The organism is Kitasatospora sp. SC0581 (genome assembly GCF_048159585.1).
Taxonomy (GTDB): Bacteria; Actinomycetota; Actinomycetes; order Streptomycetales; family Streptomycetaceae; genus Kitasatospora.
The window spans coordinates 756,536-775,250 of sequence record NZ_JBLRWA010000001.1 but is presented as its reverse complement, the minus strand read 5'-3'; the positions used below and the strand labels follow the sequence as shown (position 1 = coordinate 775,250).

The following is an 18,715-nucleotide window of genomic DNA, read 5'->3' as shown; positions in this document are numbered from 1 at the left end:
ATGTCGCTTCGCAGTTGAACACCGGTCGGCCGCGGAGGGGTGGGCGGGGATAGGGGCGGAAGGATTGGGCTCTGAATCCCGCTTCCGGGTTCCGCGAATGAAGCAATCAATTTGCCGGTGATTCCGCGGGTGGTGTCGTACCGGCGCGATGGGGACTTGGGTCGGCGTGTTCTGAAGGGGGAGTTCAGCATGGGGGAGCGCCTGCGCACCGCTCCGACTCCGGTCGGTGCGGATGGCGGCCGGGGTCCGGGAGGTCCGGTCGGAGCATCCGAAACGGCCTCCGGGGGCGGCCGGCCGGCGGAGCGGGCCGCGCGCGCCGAGGCGGCGTTGCGGATCCTCCAGGCCCATCCCTCGCTGTCCGACCGGGCGGTCGCGGAGTCGACCGGCCTTGGCGCGCGAACCGTTGCCGAGCTGCGGCGCCTGTCGGAATCCGTGGCGGAATCCGGATTCCGGATCGGCCGGGACGGCAAGTCCCGCCCGTTGAACGGCGCGGCCGGCCGGCTGCGCGTGGCGGAGCTCCTCGGGGAGAACCCGAAGGCCTCGCTGCGCCAGTTGGCCAGGACGGCCGGGGTGTCGCCCGCGACGGCGCTCGATGTGCGGCGGCGGCTGGAGCGCGGTGAGGAGCCCGTCCCGGTGAAGCGGGTCGCCATTGCGCCGGGGGTTTCCCCGAAGGGTGCCGCGCCGGCCGGGGGGAATGGCTTCGCGGGGGGTTTCGGCCGGACCGGCTGATTTCCCGTCGGCGTTAATCGATTTCTAATCCCCGCCGTAATTCCGGTCGGATCTTGTGCCTTTGTCGGACCGCCGATAAAGTCGAAGTCGGCCTGCAGTATTCCTGCGCCTTGCCTGAAATATAATCTCGCATCCACCAGAGGAGCGGCCAATCATGACGCACCGATTCTCGCTTGTCCTGAACCGAGAAGTGAACGATCAGGAGAAGGTCACCCTGAAGGAGGCGAGCCGCGCCGACATCGCGTTCGTCGACGACACCCTCCCGACGAACGCCGACGTCCCGGTCACCCGGATCGAATTCGAGGACGGGGTCACGGCCACGCTCGCCGAGGCCATCGAGGCCGGCTTCGAGGCCGTCAAGGCCGTCCCGGACCTGTCCGTCCCGGGCCTGAGCGTGCCCGCCCAGCCGGCCGCGGCCGAGGGCGGCGAGGAGGCCGCCAACGAGGCGGCCGAGGCCGTCTCCTGACGGCACGCACGTCCCCGCCCCGCGGGGACTGAGGCCGACTCCTGCGCGGGCGCCGAGCAGCAACCGCGCGGGAGCCGGACAGTGATCCCGCGGCAGGCGAGCGGGATCCGCGCCGCAGCACCGCCGGGCACCGGGGGAGGAGCGCGGCCGCCGCGAGGAGCGGTCGGCCGCGGTCTTCCGCGTGCCCGCCCGCCCGGCGGGAGCGGTGCGGTGGCAGCACCGTGAAGAACACGTACTCCAGTGGCAGGGCCGCGCTCGTCGTGCACGCGCGCGGTCAGCACGTCGACTCGCAGTTCACTACGGGGGGAGCAGGGCCGCCATGGCCGACGAACAGCAGCTTCGCGACTACCTCAAGGTCGTGACGGCCAAACTGCGCAGCACCCGGACGGAACTGGACCGGCTCAGGCACGAGCCCATCGCCGTCGTCGGCATGGGCTGCCGCTACGCCGGCGGCGTCGACAGCCCCGAGGCGCTGTGGCGGCTGGTCGCGGACGGCGCCGACGCCGTCGCCGGCTTCCCCGCCGACCGGGGCTGGGACACCGCGGGGCTCTACGACTCGCCCGACCTGCCGGGCTCCACCACCCGTGAGGGCGCCTTCCTGTACGAGGCGGCCGAGTTCGACGCCGCCTTCTTCGGGATCAGCCCGCGCGAGGCCCTCGCCATGGACCCGCAGCAGCGGCTGCTGCTGGAGACCTCCTGGGAGGCCGTCGAGCGCGCCGGCATCGATCCGGCCACCCTGCACGGCTCCCGCACCGGCGTGTTCACGGGCGTCTACTCCTCCGCCGCGGCCTACGGGAGCGACGCCGGACTGGACTTCGCGGAGGCCACCGGCCACCTGCTGACCGGCACCGCCAACAGCGTGCTCTCCGGCCGGATCTCCTTCACCCTCGGCCTGGTCGGCCCCGCCGTGACGGTGGACACCGCCTGCTCCTCCTCCCTGGTCGCCCTGCACCTGGCGGTGCAGGCGCTGCGCGCCGAGGAGTGCGACCTGGCCCTGGCGGGCGGCGCGACCCTGATGTCCTCCCCGGTGCTGTTCCGCGAGTTCTCCCGCCAGCAGGGCCTGGCCGCCGACGGCCGCTGCAAGCCCTTCTCGGCGGACGCCGACGGCACGGGCTGGGGCGAGGGCGCCGGCATGGTCGTCCTGGAGCGGCTGTCGGACGCGCGCCGCAACGGGCACCCCGTCCTGGCGGTGATCAGCGGCAGCGCGGTCAACCAGGACGGCGCCTCCAACGGGCTGACCGCGCCCAACGGCAGCTCGCAGCGCGTCGTCATCCGGGCCGCCCTGGACAACGCCCAGCTGACGGCGGCCGACGTGGACGCCGTGGAGGCGCACGGGACGGGCACCCGGCTCGGCGACCCGATCGAGGCCCAGGCCCTGCTGGAGACCTACGGGCAGGCGGCGGGCCGCGCCGACGACCGGCCGTTGTGGCTGGGCTCGGTGAAGTCCAACATCGGCCACACCCAGGCCGCGGCCGGTGTCGCCGGTGTGATCAAGATGGTGATGGCGCTGCGGCACGGCGTGCTGCCCCGCACCCTGCACTCCGAGCGGCCCTCGGAGTACGTCGACTGGACGGCCGGCCGGATGCGGCTGCTGCAGCGGCCGGTGGACTGGCCCCGGCCCGCGGACGACGCCCCCCGGCGCGCGGCCGTCTCGGCGTTCGGCATCAGCGGCACCAACGCCCACCTGGTGCTGGAGGACGCGCCCGAGCCGCAGGCCCCGGCCGCGGAGCCGGTGCGGGCCGCCGCCCCGGCCGTCCTGCCCGGGTCGAGCGCCTGGGTGCTGTCCGGGCGCACCCCGCAGGCGCTGGCCGCGCAGGCCCGCAAGCTCTCCGCCCATCTCGCCACCCGCCCCGGGGCGCGGGCCGCCGAGGTGGCCTGGTCGCTCGCCACCACCCGGACCGCCTTCGAGCACCGCGCCGTGCTGCTGGACCCGGAGTCGGCCGGGGGCCTGGCCGCGCTCGCCGCCGGGGAGCCCGCCGCGGACGTCGTGACCGGGCAGACCCGCGCCGAGGGCACCGGCCGGACGGTCTTCGTCCTGCCGGGCCAGGGCAGCCAGTGGGTCGGGATGGGCCGCGAGCTGGCCGAGGCCTCGCCGGTGTTCGCGGCCCGGCTGGCCGAGTGCGCCGAGGTCCTCGCGCCGTACGTGGACTGGCAGTTGGACGATGTGCTGGCGGGCCTTCACGGTTTTGAGGCCGCCGACGTCGTGCAGCCCGCGCTGTGGGCCGTGATGGTCTCGCTGGCCGCGGTCTGGGAGGCGGCCGGCGTCGTCCCCGACGCGGTGGTGGGCCACTCCCAGGGCGAGATCGCCGCCGCCGTCGTCGCCGGGAGCCTGTCCCTGGCGGACGCCGCCAAGGTCGTCGCCCTGCGCAGCCGGATCCTGACCGCCCTCGCCGGGCGCGGCGGGATGATGGCCGTCGACGGCGCGGCCGACACCGTCCGCGGCTGGCTGGAGCCGTTCGGGGAGCGCCTGTCGGTCGCGGCCGTCAACGGCCCGTCCGCCACGGTGGTCGCCGGGGACCCGGACGCGCTGCACGAGCTGGCCGCGCTCCACCCCGACGTGCGCACCCGCGTCCTGCCGGTGGACTACGCCTCGCACAGCGCCCACGTCGAGGAGCTGCGCGAGGACATCACCGCCGCCCTGGAGGGGATCGAGCCCCGCACGGCCCGGATCCCGATGGTCTCCGCGATGGACGGCCGCCGGCTCGCCGGGCCGGAGCTCGACCCCGCCTACTGGTACGCCAGCCTGCGCGAGACCGTCGAGTTCGCCCGTGCCGTGCGCACGCTCGGCGACGACGGCTACGACACCTTCGTCGAGGTGTCCCCGCACCCCGTGCTGGCCATGGCCGTCGGCGAGGAACTGGCGGACCGCGACCCCGTGGTCGTCGGCACGCTGCGCCGCGACGACGGCGGCGCCGCGCGGCTGCTCGCCTCCCTCGGCGAGGCGTACGCCCACGGCGCGCCCGTGGACTGGACCGCCGTCCTGCCCCGCGCCGAGCGGGCCGACCTGCCCACCTACGCCTTCCAGCGCGGCCGCTACTGGCCCCGCCGGGTCGAGGCCGCGCCGCAGGCGGCGGTCACGACCGCCGAGGACGGCTGGCGCTACCGCACGGCCTGGGAGCCGCTCGGCCCCACCGCCCCCGCCCTGAGCGGGACCTGGCTGGTCGTCGCCCGCGAGGACGGCGACCCGGCCCGGCACGTCGAGGCCCTGACCGCGCACGGCGCCGAAGCCGTCGTGCTGCGCACCGACGCGGTGCTGCGCGAGGCGCTCGCCGCCGAGCTCACGGCCGCGCTCGCCGCCCTCCCCGGGGCGCCCGCGAAGCCGGCCGGCGTGCTGTCGCTGCTCGCGCTGGACCCCCGGCCGCTGCCCGGCGCACCCGCTGCCCCGCCCGCAACCGCCGCCGTCCCGCACGGCACCGCCGCGACCCTGGCCCTGGTGCAGGCCCTCGGCGACGCCGCGGTCGACGCCCCGCTCTGGGCGCTCACCCGCGGCGCCGTCCGGGTCGCCGCCGACGACGCCCCGCCCGCCCCCGTCCAGGCCCAGGTCTGGGGGCTCGGCCGGGTCGCCGCGCTGGAGCACCCCGACCGCTGGGGCGGACTGGTCGACCTGCCCGAGCAGTGGGACGAGCGGGCCGCCGCCCGGCTGGCCGCCGTGCTCGCCGACGGTGCCGAGGACCAGGTGGCGCTGCGCCGCGCCGGGGCCTTCGCCCGGCGGCTCGTCCACGCACCCCGCACCGCCCCCGGCCCGGCCGGGCCGGACGGCGGCTGGTCCCCGCGCGGCACGGTGCTCGTCACCGGCGCCACCGGCTCCATCGGCCCGCACCTGACCGCCTGGCTGGCCGGCCGCGGCGCCGCGCGCCTCGTGCTGCCCACCCGCTCCGGGCCGGGCCCGCGGCTCGCGGCCCACGCCGCCGCCCTCGCCGAGGCCGGCACCGCCGTCGACGTGCTCGCCTGCGACCTCGCCGACCGCTCCGCGCTCGCCGCCCTGCTCGACCGCGTCGCCGCCACCGGCCCGCGGCTGTCCACCGTGCTGCACGCGGCCAACGCCTTCCACCTCACCCGCCTCGACGACACCGACCCCGAGGGCCTGGCCGCCTCCCTGGCCGGCAAGGCGGCCGGCGCCGACCACCTCGACGAACTGGTCGCCGACGCCGACGAGTTCGTCCTCTTCTCGTCGATCGCCGCCGCCTGGGGCAGCGCCGAGCACGGCGCCTACGCCGCCGCCAACGCCCACCTCGACGCGCTCGCCGAGCGGCGCGCGGCACGCGGCGCCGGCGCGCTCTCGCTCGGCTGGGGCGTGTGGGACACCCGCGACTGGAGCGCGCCGGACGCCTTCGGCCCGCACGGGCCCGCCACCATCACCGGCGACGTGCTGCGCCGCCAGGGCACCCGGTTCCTGGACCCGGACCGCGCGCTGGACGTGCTCGGCCGCGTCCTCGCCGACGGAGCCGGCGCCACCGGCCCCTACCTCGCCCTCGCCGACATGGCCTGGGACGACTTCGCGCCGGTGTTCACCGCGGCCCGCCGCAGCGCCCTGCTGGACCGCATCCCCGCCGCCCGCCGGGCCCTCGACGGCGGCGCGGCCGCCACCGGGGCGCCCACGGCCGCCGCCGACGGCGCGGACACCAGCGGGAACGACTTCGCCCGCGCCCTGGCCGGCGCCGCCGGCACCCCCGAGCAGGAGCGCCTGGCCACCGACCTGGTCCGCTCCCACGCGGCGGCCGTCCTCGGCCACCGCGACGCGGGCGACATCGCCGGCCACCGCGCCTTCCGCGACCTGGGCTTCGACTCGCTGACCGCCGTCGAACTGCGCAAGCGGCTGGCCACGGCCACCGGCCTGCGGCTGCCGTCCACGATCGTCTTCGACCACCCCACCCCGGCCTCGCTCGGTGCCCACCTCGCCGCGACGGCCCTCGGCACCGGCACCGGCGCCGGCACCGACGCCGCCGCGCCCGCCCGGGACGGCGCCGCCGCCGACCCCGACGAGCCGCTCGCCATCGTCGGCATCGGCTGCCGGTTCCCCGGCGGCGTCACCACCCCCGACCAGTACTGGGGCCTGCTGGCCTCCGGCGCCGACGTGATCGGCGGCCTGCCCACCGACCGCGGCTGGGACCCGGACCTCTACGACCCCGACCCCGCCCGCCAGGGCAAGTCCGTCACCCACCGCGGCGGCTTCCTGCACGACGCCCCCGACTTCGACGCCGCCTTCTTCGGCATCAACCCGCGCGAGGCCCTCGCCATGGACCCCCAGCAGCGCCTGCTGCTGGAGACCTCCTGGGAAGCCCTCGAACGCGCCGGCATCGCCCCCGAATCGCTGCGCGGCACCCCCGTCGGCGTCTTCGCCGGCGCCACCCTGACCGGCTACGGCGACGGCCTGGCCGACGGCGACCCGGCCGCCGAGGGGTACCTCGTCACCGGCCACTCCAGCAGCATCATCTCCGGCCGCGTCGCCTACGCCCTCGGCCTGGAGGGCCCCGCCCTCACCATCGACACCGCCTGCTCCTCCGGCCTGGTCGCCCTGCACCTGGCCGGCCGGGCGCTGCGCGCGGGCGAGTGCGAACTCGCCCTGGTCGGCGGCGTGATGGTGATGTCCACCCCCAGCCAGCTGGTCGGCTTCTCCCGGCAGCGCGGCCTCGCCCCCGACGGCCGCTGCAAGCCCTTCGCCGCCGGAGCGGACGGCATGGGCCTGTCCGAGGGCGCCGCGACCATCGCCGTCGAACGGCTCTCCGACGCACGGCGCCTCGGCCACCCCGTGCTGGCCGTCGTACGGGGCACCGCCATCAACCAGGACGGCGCCTCCAACGGCCTCACCGCCCCCAGCGGACTCTCCCAGCAGCGCGTGATCCGCGCCGCCCTGGACGCCTCGGGCCTGACCCCCGACCAGATCGACGCGGTCGAGGCGCACGGCACCGGCACCCCCCTCGGCGACCCCGTCGAGGCCCACGCCCTGCTGGCCACCTACGGCCGGGACCGCCCCGCCGACCGGCCGCTGTGGCTCGGCTCCGCCAAGTCCAACATCGGCCACACCCAGACCGCCGCCGGCCTCGCGGGCCTCGTCAAGATGGTCCTCGGCATGCGGCACGGCACGCTGCCGCGCACCCTGCACGCGGACGAGCCGTCCCGGGAGATCGACTGGGAGTCCGGCGCCGTACGGCTGCTGACCGAGCAGCGGCCCTGGACGACCCCGCAGGACGCGCCGCGCCGCGCCGGCGTCTCCGCGTTCGGCATGAGCGGCACCAACGTGCACGTCCTCATCGAACAGGCCCCCGAACACCTCCCCGCCCCCGCCGACCCGCCGCAGGACGACCCGGCCGCCCCGGCCGGACCGCCGCTGCTCGCCGCCGGTACGGACGTCACCGCCTGGCCGGTCAGCGCCCGCGGCCGGGACGCCCTGGCCGCGCAGGCCGGCCGCCTGCACGCGTACGCCCTCGCCGCCGACACCCCGCCGCCCGCCGCCGTGGCCCGGGCGCTCGCCACCACCCGCAGCCCCTTCGAGCACCGCGCCGTCGTCGTCGGCGCCGACCCCGCCGGACTCGGCCGGGGTCTGGCCGCCCTGATGACCGGCCAGGACACCGAGCACGCCCTCACCGGCGAGAGCGCCGCCCGCGAGGACCGGACGGTGTTCGTCTTCCCCGGCCAGGGCAGCCAGTGGGAGGGCATGGGCCGGCGGCTGTCCGCGCAGTCGCCGGTGTTCGCCGCCCGGTTCGCCGAGTGCGCGCGGGCCCTGCGCCCGTACGTCGACTGGGACCCGCACGCCGTGCTCGCGGGCGAGCCCGACGCCCCCGCGCCCGACGGCGCCGCCGTCATGCAGCCGCTGCTGTGGGCCGTGATGGTCTCGCTCGCCGCCGTCTGGGAGGCGGCCGGCGTCGTCCCCGACGCGGTGGTGGGCCACTCCCAGGGCGAGATCGCCGCCGCCACCGTCGCCGGCGCGCTCACCCTGGAGGACGCCGCCCGGATCGTCGCCGTCCGCGCCGCCGCGCTGACCGGCCTCGGCGTCGAGGGCGGCATGCTCTCCGTGGTGCTGCCCGTCGAGCTGGTGCGCGAACTCCTGGAACCCTTCGGCGACCGGCTCGCCGTCGCGGCCGTCAACGCCCCCGCCACGACCGTCGTCTCCGGCGAACCCGACGCGCTCGTCGAGTTCGAACGCGTGCTGCGCAAGCGCAAGGCGATGCGCTGGCGCGTGCCCGTCACCGACTTCGTGGCGCACTCCCGGCTGTGCGAGCCGCTGGCGGAGACCCTGCCGCGACTGCTGGCCGACATCCGGCCGCGCCCCGCCGCCGTCCCGCTGTTCTCCACCGTCCACGGACGGCTGGTGGACGGCGAGGAGCTGGGGCCGCGGTACTGGTACGCCAACGTCCGGCAGACCGTCCGCTTCGCCGAGGCCGTCGAAGCCCTCGCCGCCACCGGCCACCGCACCTTCGTCGAGGTCTCCGCCCACCCGGTGCTGCTGCCCGCCGTCCAGGAGACGCTGGCCGCCCGCACCGACCTGCCCGACCCGCTGGTGATCGACACGCTGCGCCGCGACGACGACGGCGCCGACCGGCTGCTGCGCTCGATCGGCACCGCCCACGTCCACGGCCTGCCCGTCGACTGGACCGCCGTGCTGCCCGCCCCCGCCGACGTCCGGGACGCCGCGCGGCGCGTCGAACTGCCGACCTACGCCTTCCAGCACCGCCGCTTCTGGCCGCCGGCCCGCCCGGCCGCGGCCGCCCCCGCCGCCCACGGCCCGGCCGCCGACCCCACCGACGACTGGCGCTTCCTCGCCGAGTGGGCCCACGCCCCCGAGCCCGCCCCCGCGCTGCTCACCGGCACCTGGCTGGTGCTCACCCCCGCCGGACACCCCGTCCACCCCTGCGCCGCGGCCCTCGCCGAGCGCGGCGCCCGGACCGTCACCGTCGAGCTGGACACCGCCGAGGCCGACCGCGCCGACTACGCGCGCCGGCTCACCGCCGCACTGGACGGCGCCCGGCCCGCCGGCGTGCTCTCCCTGCTCGCCCTCGACACCGCCCCGCTCGCCGCCCACCCCGCCGTGGCCCGCGGCCTCGCCGCCACCCTGGCCCTGGTCCAGGCCCTCGGCGACGCCGCCGTCCCCGCCCCGCTGTGGCTGCTGACCGCCGGCGCCGTCACCACCGACCCCGGCACCGGCGCCGCCGACCCGCAGCAGGCCCCCGTCTGGGCCCTGGGCCGCACCGTCGCCGCCGAACACCCCGACCGCTGGGGCGGGTTGGTCGACCTGCCCGGGCAGTGGGACGAGCGGGCCGCCGCCCGCCTGGCCGCCGTCCTCGCCGCCCGCGACGAGAACGAGGTCGCGCTGCGCGCCGACGGCCTGCGGCCCCGCCGCCTCGCCCACGCCCCCAGGCCGCCCCGCCCCGCCGACCGACGGCCGCTCGCCCCCCGCGGCACCGTCCTCGTCACCGGCGGCACCGGCCACATCGGCGGCCACGCCGCCCGCTGGCTCGCCCGCGAGCGCGGCGCCCGCCGCCTCGTCCTCACCAGCCGCTCCGGCCCCGCCGCCGCCGGCACCGCCGCGCTCGCCGCCGAACTCGCCGCCGCCGGCGCCGCCGTGGACGTCCTCGCCTGCGACACCGCCGAACGCCCCGCGCTCGCCGCCGTGCTCGACCGCGTCGCCGCCACCGGACCGGCCCTGTCCACCGTGCTGCACGCCGCCGGCGCCCTGGACGACGGCGTCCTGGACCGCCTGGACGCCGCCCGCCTGGCCCGCACCTTCGACGGCAAGGCCGGCGGCGCCGCCCACCTCGACGAGCTGACCGCCCACCTGGACCTCGACGCCTTCGTCCTCTGCTCCTCCATCTCCGCCACCTTCGGCAACGGCGGCCAGGGCAACTACGCCGCCGCCAACGCCTACCTGGACGCCCTCGCCGAGCAGCGCCGCGCCCGCGGCCTGCCCGCCACCTCGCTGGCCTGGGGCCCGTGGGCGGGCGGCGGCGTCGGCCAGGCCAGCGAAGGCGCCCGCCGACGGCTCGCCCGCAACAAGTGGGAGGTCCTGATGGAGCCCGAGGACGCGGTCCGCGCCCTCGCCGCCGCCGTCGAGGACCCCGACCCCCGGCTGGCCGTACTGTCGCTGATGGCCGTCGACTTCGCCGCGATGGCCACCGCCCGCGGCCCCGAACAGCTGCGCCGCGCCCCGCTGATGCGCGACCTGCCCGAGATCCGGGCCGCCGACGCGGCCGACGCCGCGAACCCGGCGCCGCGCGCCGCCGAGGCGGAGCACCCGCTGGCCGTCCGGCTGTCGGCGCTGACCTCCGCCGAGGCGCAGGACCGGCTGCTCTGCGACCTGGTCCGGGACGAGGCCGCCACCGTGATGGGGTACGCCTCGGCCGCCGACGTCGAGCCCGGCCGCGCCTTCAGCGAACTCGGCCTGGACTCCCTCACCTCCGTCGAACTGCGCAACCGGCTCAGCACCGCCGCCGGCCTGCCGCTGCCCGCCACCCTGCTGTACGACTACCCGGACCCGCAGGTGCTCGCCGCGCACCTGCGCACCCGGCTGGTCGGCGGCGGACCGGACACCGCCGCCCCGGCCGCACCGCGCGCCACCGGCGCGGACCCGCTCGCCGACCCGGTCGCGATCGTCGCCATGGGCTGCCGCCTGCCCGGCGGCATCCACACCCCCGAGCAGCTGTGGCAGCTGCTCGACGCCGGACAGGACGCCGTCACCGGCCTGCCCACCGACCGGGGCTGGGACCTCGCCGCCCTCTACGACCCCACCGCCGAACGGCCCGGCACCTTCTACGCCCGCGAGGGCGGGTTCCTGCACGAGGCCGCCGAGTTCGACGCCGGGTTCTTCGGCGTCAGCCCGCGCGAGGCGGTCACCATGGACCCGCAGCAGCGGCTGCTGCTGGAGGTCGTCTGGGAGACCCTGGAACGCGGCGGCATCGACCCCACCGGCCTGCGCGGCAGCCGTACCGGCGTGTTCGTCGGCGGCTTCGGCTCCGGCTACGACCACCTCACCGTCCGCGCCGCCGGCCACGCCGACCACCGCCTGGAGGGCCAGGCCATGATCGGCACCGCCACCAGCGTGCTGTCCGGCCGGGTCTCCTACCTCCTCGGCCTGGAGGGCCCGGCGTTCACCGTCGACACGGCCTGCTCCTCCTCGCTGGTCGCCCTGCACTCCGCCGCCCAGGCGCTGCGGGCCGGCGAGTGCGACCTCGCCCTGGTCGGCGGCGTCACCGTGATGCCCACCCCGCGCGACCTGGTCGGCTTCTCCCAGCAGCGCGGCCTGGCCGCCGACGGCCGGTGCAAGGCCTTCGGCGAGGGCGCCGACGGCATGGGCATGGCCGAGGGCGTCGGCGTCCTCGCGGTCGAACGGCTCTCCGACGCCCACCGCAACGGCCACCAGGTGCTCGGCGTGGTCCGCGGCAGCGCCGTCAACCAGGACGGCGCCTCCAACGGGCTCACCGCCCCCAGCGGCCCCTCCCAGCAGCGGGTGATCCGCGCCGCGCTGGCCGGCGCCGGCCTCACCGCCGCCGACGTGGACGCCGTCGAGGCGCACGGCACCGGCACCGAACTCGGCGACCCGATCGAGGCCCAGGCCCTGCTCGCCACCTACGGCCAGGACCGGCCCGCCGACCGGCCGCTGTGGCTGGGCTCGGTGAAGTCCAACATCGGCCACACCCAGGCCGCCGCCGGCGTCGCCGGGATCATGAAGATCGTCCTGGCCCTGCGGCACGGACAGCTGCCGCGCACCCTGCACGCCGACACCCCGACCCCGCACGTCGACTGGACCGCCGGGCACGTCGCCCTGCTGCAGCGGCCCGTCGCCTGGGCGCCGGAGGGCGAGCGGCCCCGCCGGGCCGGCGTATCCAGCTTCGGCGTCAGCGGCACCAACGCCCACGTCATCATCGAGGAGGCCCCCGCCCGGCCCGCGCCCGCGACGCCGGACGCGACGCCGGACGCCGGCCCCGCCCCGGTGCTGACCGGCGGACCGGTCGCCTGGCCGGTCGGCGCCCGCGACCCGCGCGCCCTCGCCGCCCAGGCGGGCCGGCTGCGCGAGTCCGCGCTGGCCCGCCCCGACCTGCCGGTCGGCGACGTGGCCTGGTCGCTCGCCACCACCCGCCCGCCGCACGACCACCGCGCCGTGCTGCTGGGCGCCGACCACGCCGAACTGCTGCCCGCCGCCGCGGCGGTGGCCACCGGACAGGACTCGCCCGACGCCGTCACCGGCTCCGTCGCGCCCGGCGGCACCGGCCGCACCGTGTTCGTCTTCCCCGGCCACGGCAGCCAGTGGATCGGCATGGGCCGCGAACTCGCCGAGGTCTCACCGGTCTTCCGCGACCGGCTGGACGAGTGCGCGCGGGCCCTGAGCCCGTACGTCGACTGGGACCTCGCGGACGTGCTGGCCGGCGAGCACGACTTCCTCGCCGCCGACGTGCTCCAACCCGCCGTCTGGGCGGTCTCGGTGGCGCTGGCGGCCGTCTGGCAGGCCGCCGGGGTCTCCCCGGACGCGGTCGTCGGCCACTCCCTGGGCGAGATCGCCGCGGCGACCGTCGCCGGCGCCCTCACCCTGGAGGACGGCGCGAAGGTCGCCGCCCTGCGCAGCCGGGCCCTGCGCACCCTGGACGGACGCGGCGGCCTGCTCTCCGTCGCCGAGCCCGCCGACACGGTGCGCGAACGGCTCGCCGGCTTCGAGGGACGGCTCGCGCTCGCCACCGTCAACGGCCCCCGCTCCTGCGTGGTCTCCGGCGACCCCGACGCGCTCGACGAGTTCGCCGCCGCCTGCCCGCCCACCTGCCGCACCACCCGCGTCCCGATCGCCTACGCCTCGCACAGCCCCCAGGTGGAGGAGTTGCGCGAGGAGATCCTCGCCGCCCTCGCCGGCATCGAGCCCCGCGCGGCCGACGTCCCGCTGGTCTCCGCGTACACCGGGCAGTGGCAGGACGGCCGGGAGCTGGACGCCCACTACTGGTACGCGAGCCTGCGCGGCACCGTCGAGTTCGAACGGGCCGTACGGACCCTCGGCGACAGCGGGCACCGGGTGTTCGTCGAGGTGTCCGGGCACCCCGCGCTGACCGGCGCCGTCCGGGACACCCTCGGCGAGGCGGCGGTCGTCACCGGCACGCTGCGGCGCCAGGACGGCGGCGCCCGCCGCCTGCTCACCTCGCTCGCCACCGCCTACGTGGCCGGCGCACCCGTCGACTGGGCGGCCGTGCACGGCCCCGGCACCCTCGTCGACCTGCCCACCTACGCCTTCCAGCGCAGCCGCTACTGGCCCGAACCGGCCCGGCCCGCCGCCCCCGAGCCCGACGACGCGCTGACCGGCCTGCGCTACCGGATCACCTGGACCCGGACCGCCGAGAACCCCGCACCCCCGCAACTGACCGGCAGCTGGTTGCTGGTCGGCGCGGCCGCCGACCCGGAGACCGCCCGGAAGGTCGCCCGCGCCCTGGCCGAGCACGGCGCCACCGACGTCCGCACCCTGCCGGACGCCGACCGCACCGCCCTCGCCGCCCACCCGGCGCCCGCCGGCGTGGTCTCCCTGCTCGCCCTGGACGAGTCCCCGGACCAGGGGCACCCGACCATGACCCGGGGCGTGGCCGCCACCCTCGACCTCATCCAGCAGCTCGGCGCCGGCGCCCCCGGCACCCCGCTGTGGGTGCTCACCTCCGGCGCCGTGGCCACCGGCCCCGGCGAGAGCGGCAGCCCCGCCCAGGCCCAGGTCTGGGGACTGGGCCGGGTCGCCGGCCTCGAACACCCCGGGCACTGGGGCGGACTGGTCGACCTGCCGCCCGCCGGCGCCTGGGACGACCGCACCGGCAGCCGGCTCGCCGCCCTGCTGTCCGGCGCCGTCGCCGAGGACCAGACGGCCCTGCGCCCGCAGGGCATCCTGGCCCGCCGCCTGGTCCGCGCCGCCGCGGCCGCCGCCACCCCCCGGCCCGGGCGCGGCACCGTCCTGGTCACCGGCGGCACCGGCGCCATCGGCGCCGAGGTCGGCCGCTGGCTCGCCGGGCGCGGCGCCGAACGCGTCGTCCTCGCCGCCGGCGAACCGCTGACCGCCGACGTCGCCCGGCTCGCCGCCGACGTCGCCGCCTCCGGCGCCGCCCTGTCCATCGCCGCCTGCGACACCACCCGGCGCGCCGAACTCGGCGGCCTGCTACGGCAGATCACCGCCGACGGCGGCCCCGCCCTGCGCGGCGTCGTGCACGCCGTCGGCGCCGGACAGGCCACCGCCGTCGCCGACACCACGGCACGGGAACTCGCCGACGTCGCCGGCGCCCGGTCCGCCGGCGCCCGCTGGCTCGACGAACTGACCGCCGACCTCGACCTGGACGACTTCGTCCTGTTCTCCTCCGTCGCCGCGACCTGGGGCAGCGCCCTGGTGCCCGGCTACGCCACGGGCAGCGCCTTCGTCGACGCCCTCGCCGAGCAGCGCCGCGCCCGCGGACAGGTCGCCACCTCGGTCGCCTGGGGCCCCTGGGCCGACGGCGGGGCCGGCGCCCGGTCCTCCGTCCGGCACGGCCTGGGCGTCCTGGACCCGGGCACCGCCGTCCGGGCGCTCGGCCAGGCCATGGACGGGCGCGACGCGCTCGTCACCATCGCCGACGTGGACTGGCGGACCTTCGCGCCCGCCTTCACCCTGCACCGCCCGAGCCCGCTCCTCGCCGACCTGCCGGAAGCGGCCGCCCCGGCGGCCGAACCGGCCGGCCCGGCCGACGGCGGCACGGCACCCGAGTTCGCCCGCACCGTCCTCGCCCTGCCCGTCGCCCGCCGGCCGGCCGCGGTGACGGACCTGGTGCGCGCCCAGGCGGCCCTGGTGCTGTCGCACGGGAGCACCGCCGACATCGACGCCGAACGCGCCTTCCGGGACCTCGGTTTCGACTCCCTGACCGCCATCGAACTGCGCGACCGGCTCGCCGCCGCCACCGGCGTCACCCTGCCCTCCACCGTCGTCTTCGAGTACCCGACGTCCGCCGCCCTCGCCGCGCACCTGCTGCGCGAGCTCGGCGCCGGCCCGGACTCCGTACGCACCCAACTCGACCGGCTGGACGCCTCGTTGTCGGGCCTGCTGGACCGGCTCGGCGAGGACGGCGACGGGACGGACGGGGACGAGGAGGCCGTCGCGGCGCAGCTCGCCGCACTGAGCGCCAAGTGGCAACGACTCCAGCGCCGTGCCGGCGGCCCCGCCACCGGCGGCGGCAACGGCGCCGGCACCGCCGCCGGCCAGGACGTCTCCGAGCGCCTCGCCGCCGCGGACGACGACGAGGTCTTCGACCTCCTGGGCAAGGAGTTCGGCATCGAATGACCGTACCGCCGACCCTCCCGCGGGCCGCCCGAGCGCTGCCCAGACCGAGTACCCACAGCCCGAGCACCCCGAGGTGGAACGCGTGAGCGAGGACAAGCTCCGGTACTTCCTGAAGCGCGTCACGGCCGAGCTGCACGAGAGCCGCGAGCGCGTCCGCGAGTTGGAGACCGTGACCGGCGAGCCCATCGCCGTCGTCGGCATGGGCTGCCGCTACCCGGGCGGCGTGCGCACGCCGGACGAGCTCTGGAACCTGGTCGCCACCGGCACCGACGCGGTCGGCGACTTCCCCGCCGACCGCGGCTGGGACCCGGGCGAGGCGGCCGCCCACGGCTACGAGACCCGCGGCGGCTTCCTCCCCGACGCGGCCGAGTTCGACCCCGGCTTCTTCGGCATCAGCCCGCGCGAGGCCCTCGCGATGGACCCCCAGCAGCGCCTCGTGATGGAGGTCGCCTGGGAGGCCCTGGAGCACGCCGGACTCGACCCGCGCGCCCTGCGCGGCTCGCACACCGGCGTGTTCGTCGGCGCCAGCGCGTCCGGCTACGACTGGTACGCGCGCGAACACGGCCACGACGAGGGCCACCTGGTCACCGGCAGCGCGATCAGCGTGCTCTCCGGCCGGGTCTCCTACACCCTGGGCCTGAACGGGCCCGCCGTGACCGTCGACACGGCCTGCTCCTCCTCGCTGGCCGCCGTCCACCTGGCGGCCCGCTCGCTGCGCACGGGCGAGTGTTCGCTCGCCCTCGCCGGCGGCGTGATGGTGATGTCCACCCCGGTGATGTTCGCCGACTTCGCCCGCCAGCAGGGCCTCGCCTCCGACGGGCGCTGCAAGCCGTTCTCGGAGGACGCCGACGGCACCGGCTGGGGCGAGGGCGCCGGACTCGTCCTGCTGGAGCGGCTGTCCGACGCCCGCCGCAACGGCCACCGCGTCCTGGCGGTCATCCGCGGCAGCGCGATGAACCAGGACGGCGCGTCGAACGGCCTGACGGCGCCCAGCGCGCCCGCACAGCGCCGGGTCATCCGGGCCGCCCTCGCCGACGCCCGCCTGACGGCCTCCGAGGTCGACGCGGTCGAGGCGCACGGGACGGGCACGGAGCTGGGCGACCCGATCGAGGCCGGCGCGCTGCTGGCCACCTACGGACAGGGCCGCGACGAGGACCGGCCGCTGTGGCTCGGCTCGCTCAAGTCCAACATCGGCCACGCCCAGCAGGCCGCCGGCGTCGGCGGCGTGATGAAGATGGTGCTCGCCCTGCGGCACGGCACCCTGCCCAGGACCCTGCACGCCGGGGAGCCGACCTCGCACGTCGACTGGGCCTCGGGGAACGTCCGGCTGCTCCAGGAACCGGTGGAGTGGCCGGCGGGCGAGCGGGTGCGCCGAGCAGGTGTGTCGGCGTTCGGCGCGAGCGGGACGAACGTCCACGTGATCCTGGAGGAGGCGCCCGCGCCGACGGCCGGGGAACCGGCGGTGAACGAGGAGCCGACGCCGGAGGAGGAGCGCCCCGCGCCCGTCCTGCCGGCGGCGGCGTCGGCCTGGGTGGTGTCGGGCCGCAACGCGACCGCGCTGGCCGGTCAGGCGGGCCGGCTGCGCGAGCACGTGGTGGCACGGCCGGAGCTGCCGGTGGGCGACGTCGCGTGGTCGCTGGCCACGACGCGGTCGGCCTTCGAGCGGCGCGCGGTGGTCCTGGGCGGCGAGCGCGATGAACTCGCGGCGGGTCTCGCGGCGGTGGCCACGGGACAGCCCGCGACGGGTGTGGTGACCGGGTCGGTGGCCTCCGGCGGCGCCGGGCGGACGGTCTTCGTCTTCCCGGGGCAGGGCAGCCAGTGGGTCGGGATGGGGCGTGAGCTGGCCGCTTCGTCGCCGGTGTTCGCGGCGCGGCTGGCGGAGTGTGCTGCGGCTCTGGCGCCTTATGTGGACTGGCAGTTGGACGATGTCCTGGCGGGCCTTCACGGCTTCGAGGCCGCCGATGTGGTGCAGCCGGCGCTGTGGGCCGTGATGGTCTCGCTCGCCGCGGTCTGGGAGGCGGCCGGTGTCGCTCCGGACGCTGTGGTCGGTCACTCGCAGGGCGAGATCGCGGCGGCCGCCGTCGCGGGGATTCTCTCCCTCGACGATGCCGCGAAGGTCGTCGCCCTGCGGAGCAAGACTCTGAAGGCCCTTGCCGGTCGTGGCGGGATGCTGTCGATCGCGGAGCCGGTGGACGGCGTCCGGGCGCGGATCGCTTCGTACGGTTCCCGGCTGTCGGTGGCGGCGGTGAATGGTCCGTCGGCGACGGTGGTTTCCGGCGACGCGGATGCGCTGCGTGAACTCGCGGACTCCTGTGGGGAGTCCCCGCGTGCCCGGATGATCCCGGTGGACTACGCCTCGCACAGCGCGCACGTGGACGAGCTGCGCGAGGAGATCCTCGCCGTGCTCCAGGGCATCGCCCCCCGCGAGGTGCAGGTCCCGATGATCTCCGCGCTGACCGGCGAGTGGCTGTCCGGCCCGGAGCTGGATCCGGCGTACTGGTACGCCTCCCTGCGCGAGACGGTCGAGTTCGACCGCGCCGTGCGCATCCTCGGCGAGGCCGGACACGGCGTGTTCCTGGAGGTCTCCCCGCACCCTGTGCTGACCCCGGCGATCGCCGACAGCCTGGAGGACCGCTCCCCGACCGTGGTGGGCACCCTGCGCCGCGACGAGGGCGGCGCCGAGCGCCTGCTGACCTCGCTCGCCGAGGCGTACACGGGCGGCGCGGCCGTCGACTGGGCGGCGGTGCTCGGCGGCGGGACGGCGGTCGAGCTGCCGACCTACGCCTTCCAGCGCCAGCGGTACTGGCCGGCGGCCCCGGCCCGGCCGGCGGGCGCGGCGGGCGTCGACGACTGGCGCTACCGGATCCGCTGGCAGCCCGCGGACGCGGACCCGGCCGCCGTACCGGCCCTGTCCGGCACCTGGCTGCTCGTCGGCGAGGGGGACGTGGCCGACGCGTGCGCCCGCGCCCTGGCCGACCACGGCGCGCAGGTCGTCCGGACCGGCGTCGAGACGCTCGACCAGGCCGTCACCGGCCCCGTGTCCGGCGTGGTGTCCCTGCTGGCGCTGGAGGAGGGCCACGACCCGGCGTACCCGTGGATCCCGCGCGGCACCGCCGCGACGGTCGACCTCGTCCAGGCGCTGCGCCGGACCGGTGTCGACGCCCCGCTGTGGCTGCTGACCCGGGGCGCGGTGCAGACCGGACCGGACGAGGTGACGACCGCTCCCGTGCAGACCCAGCTGTGGGGCATGGGCCGCGTCATCGGCA

At 77.4% G+C, this 18,715-nt stretch carries 4 protein-coding genes (1 of these 4 only partly in view); all 4 read left to right on the top strand.

The window, feature by feature from the left end; genetic code table 11:
* Window positions 1-189 precede the first annotated feature (189 nt).
* Window positions 190-729: a hypothetical protein gene (locus ACLWS4_RS02965; protein ID WP_416873267.1), complete on the top strand. Its 540-nt coding sequence runs from the start codon at window positions 190-192 to the stop codon at window positions 727-729.
* A gap of 190 nt (window positions 730-919) precedes the next feature.
* Window positions 920-1,195, top strand: a complete 276-nt coding sequence (locus tag ACLWS4_RS02960; protein WP_416873266.1) for a hypothetical protein — start codon at window positions 920-922, stop codon at window positions 1,193-1,195.
* A gap of 319 nt (window positions 1,196-1,514) precedes the next feature.
* Entirely contained in the window at window positions 1,515-15,449 is a 13,935-nt protein-coding gene (locus ACLWS4_RS02955; RefSeq protein ID WP_416873265.1) for an SDR family NAD(P)-dependent oxidoreductase, read from the top strand.
* Window positions 15,450-15,531: 82 nt separating this feature from the next.
* Window positions 15,532-18,715 carry the 5' portion of a type I polyketide synthase gene (locus ACLWS4_RS02950; RefSeq protein ID WP_416873264.1) on the top strand. It continues 6,224 nt past the right edge of the window, so the window shows 3,184 of its 9,408 coding nt (coding positions 1-3,184); the start codon lies at window positions 15,532-15,534; its stop codon lies off the right edge, out of view.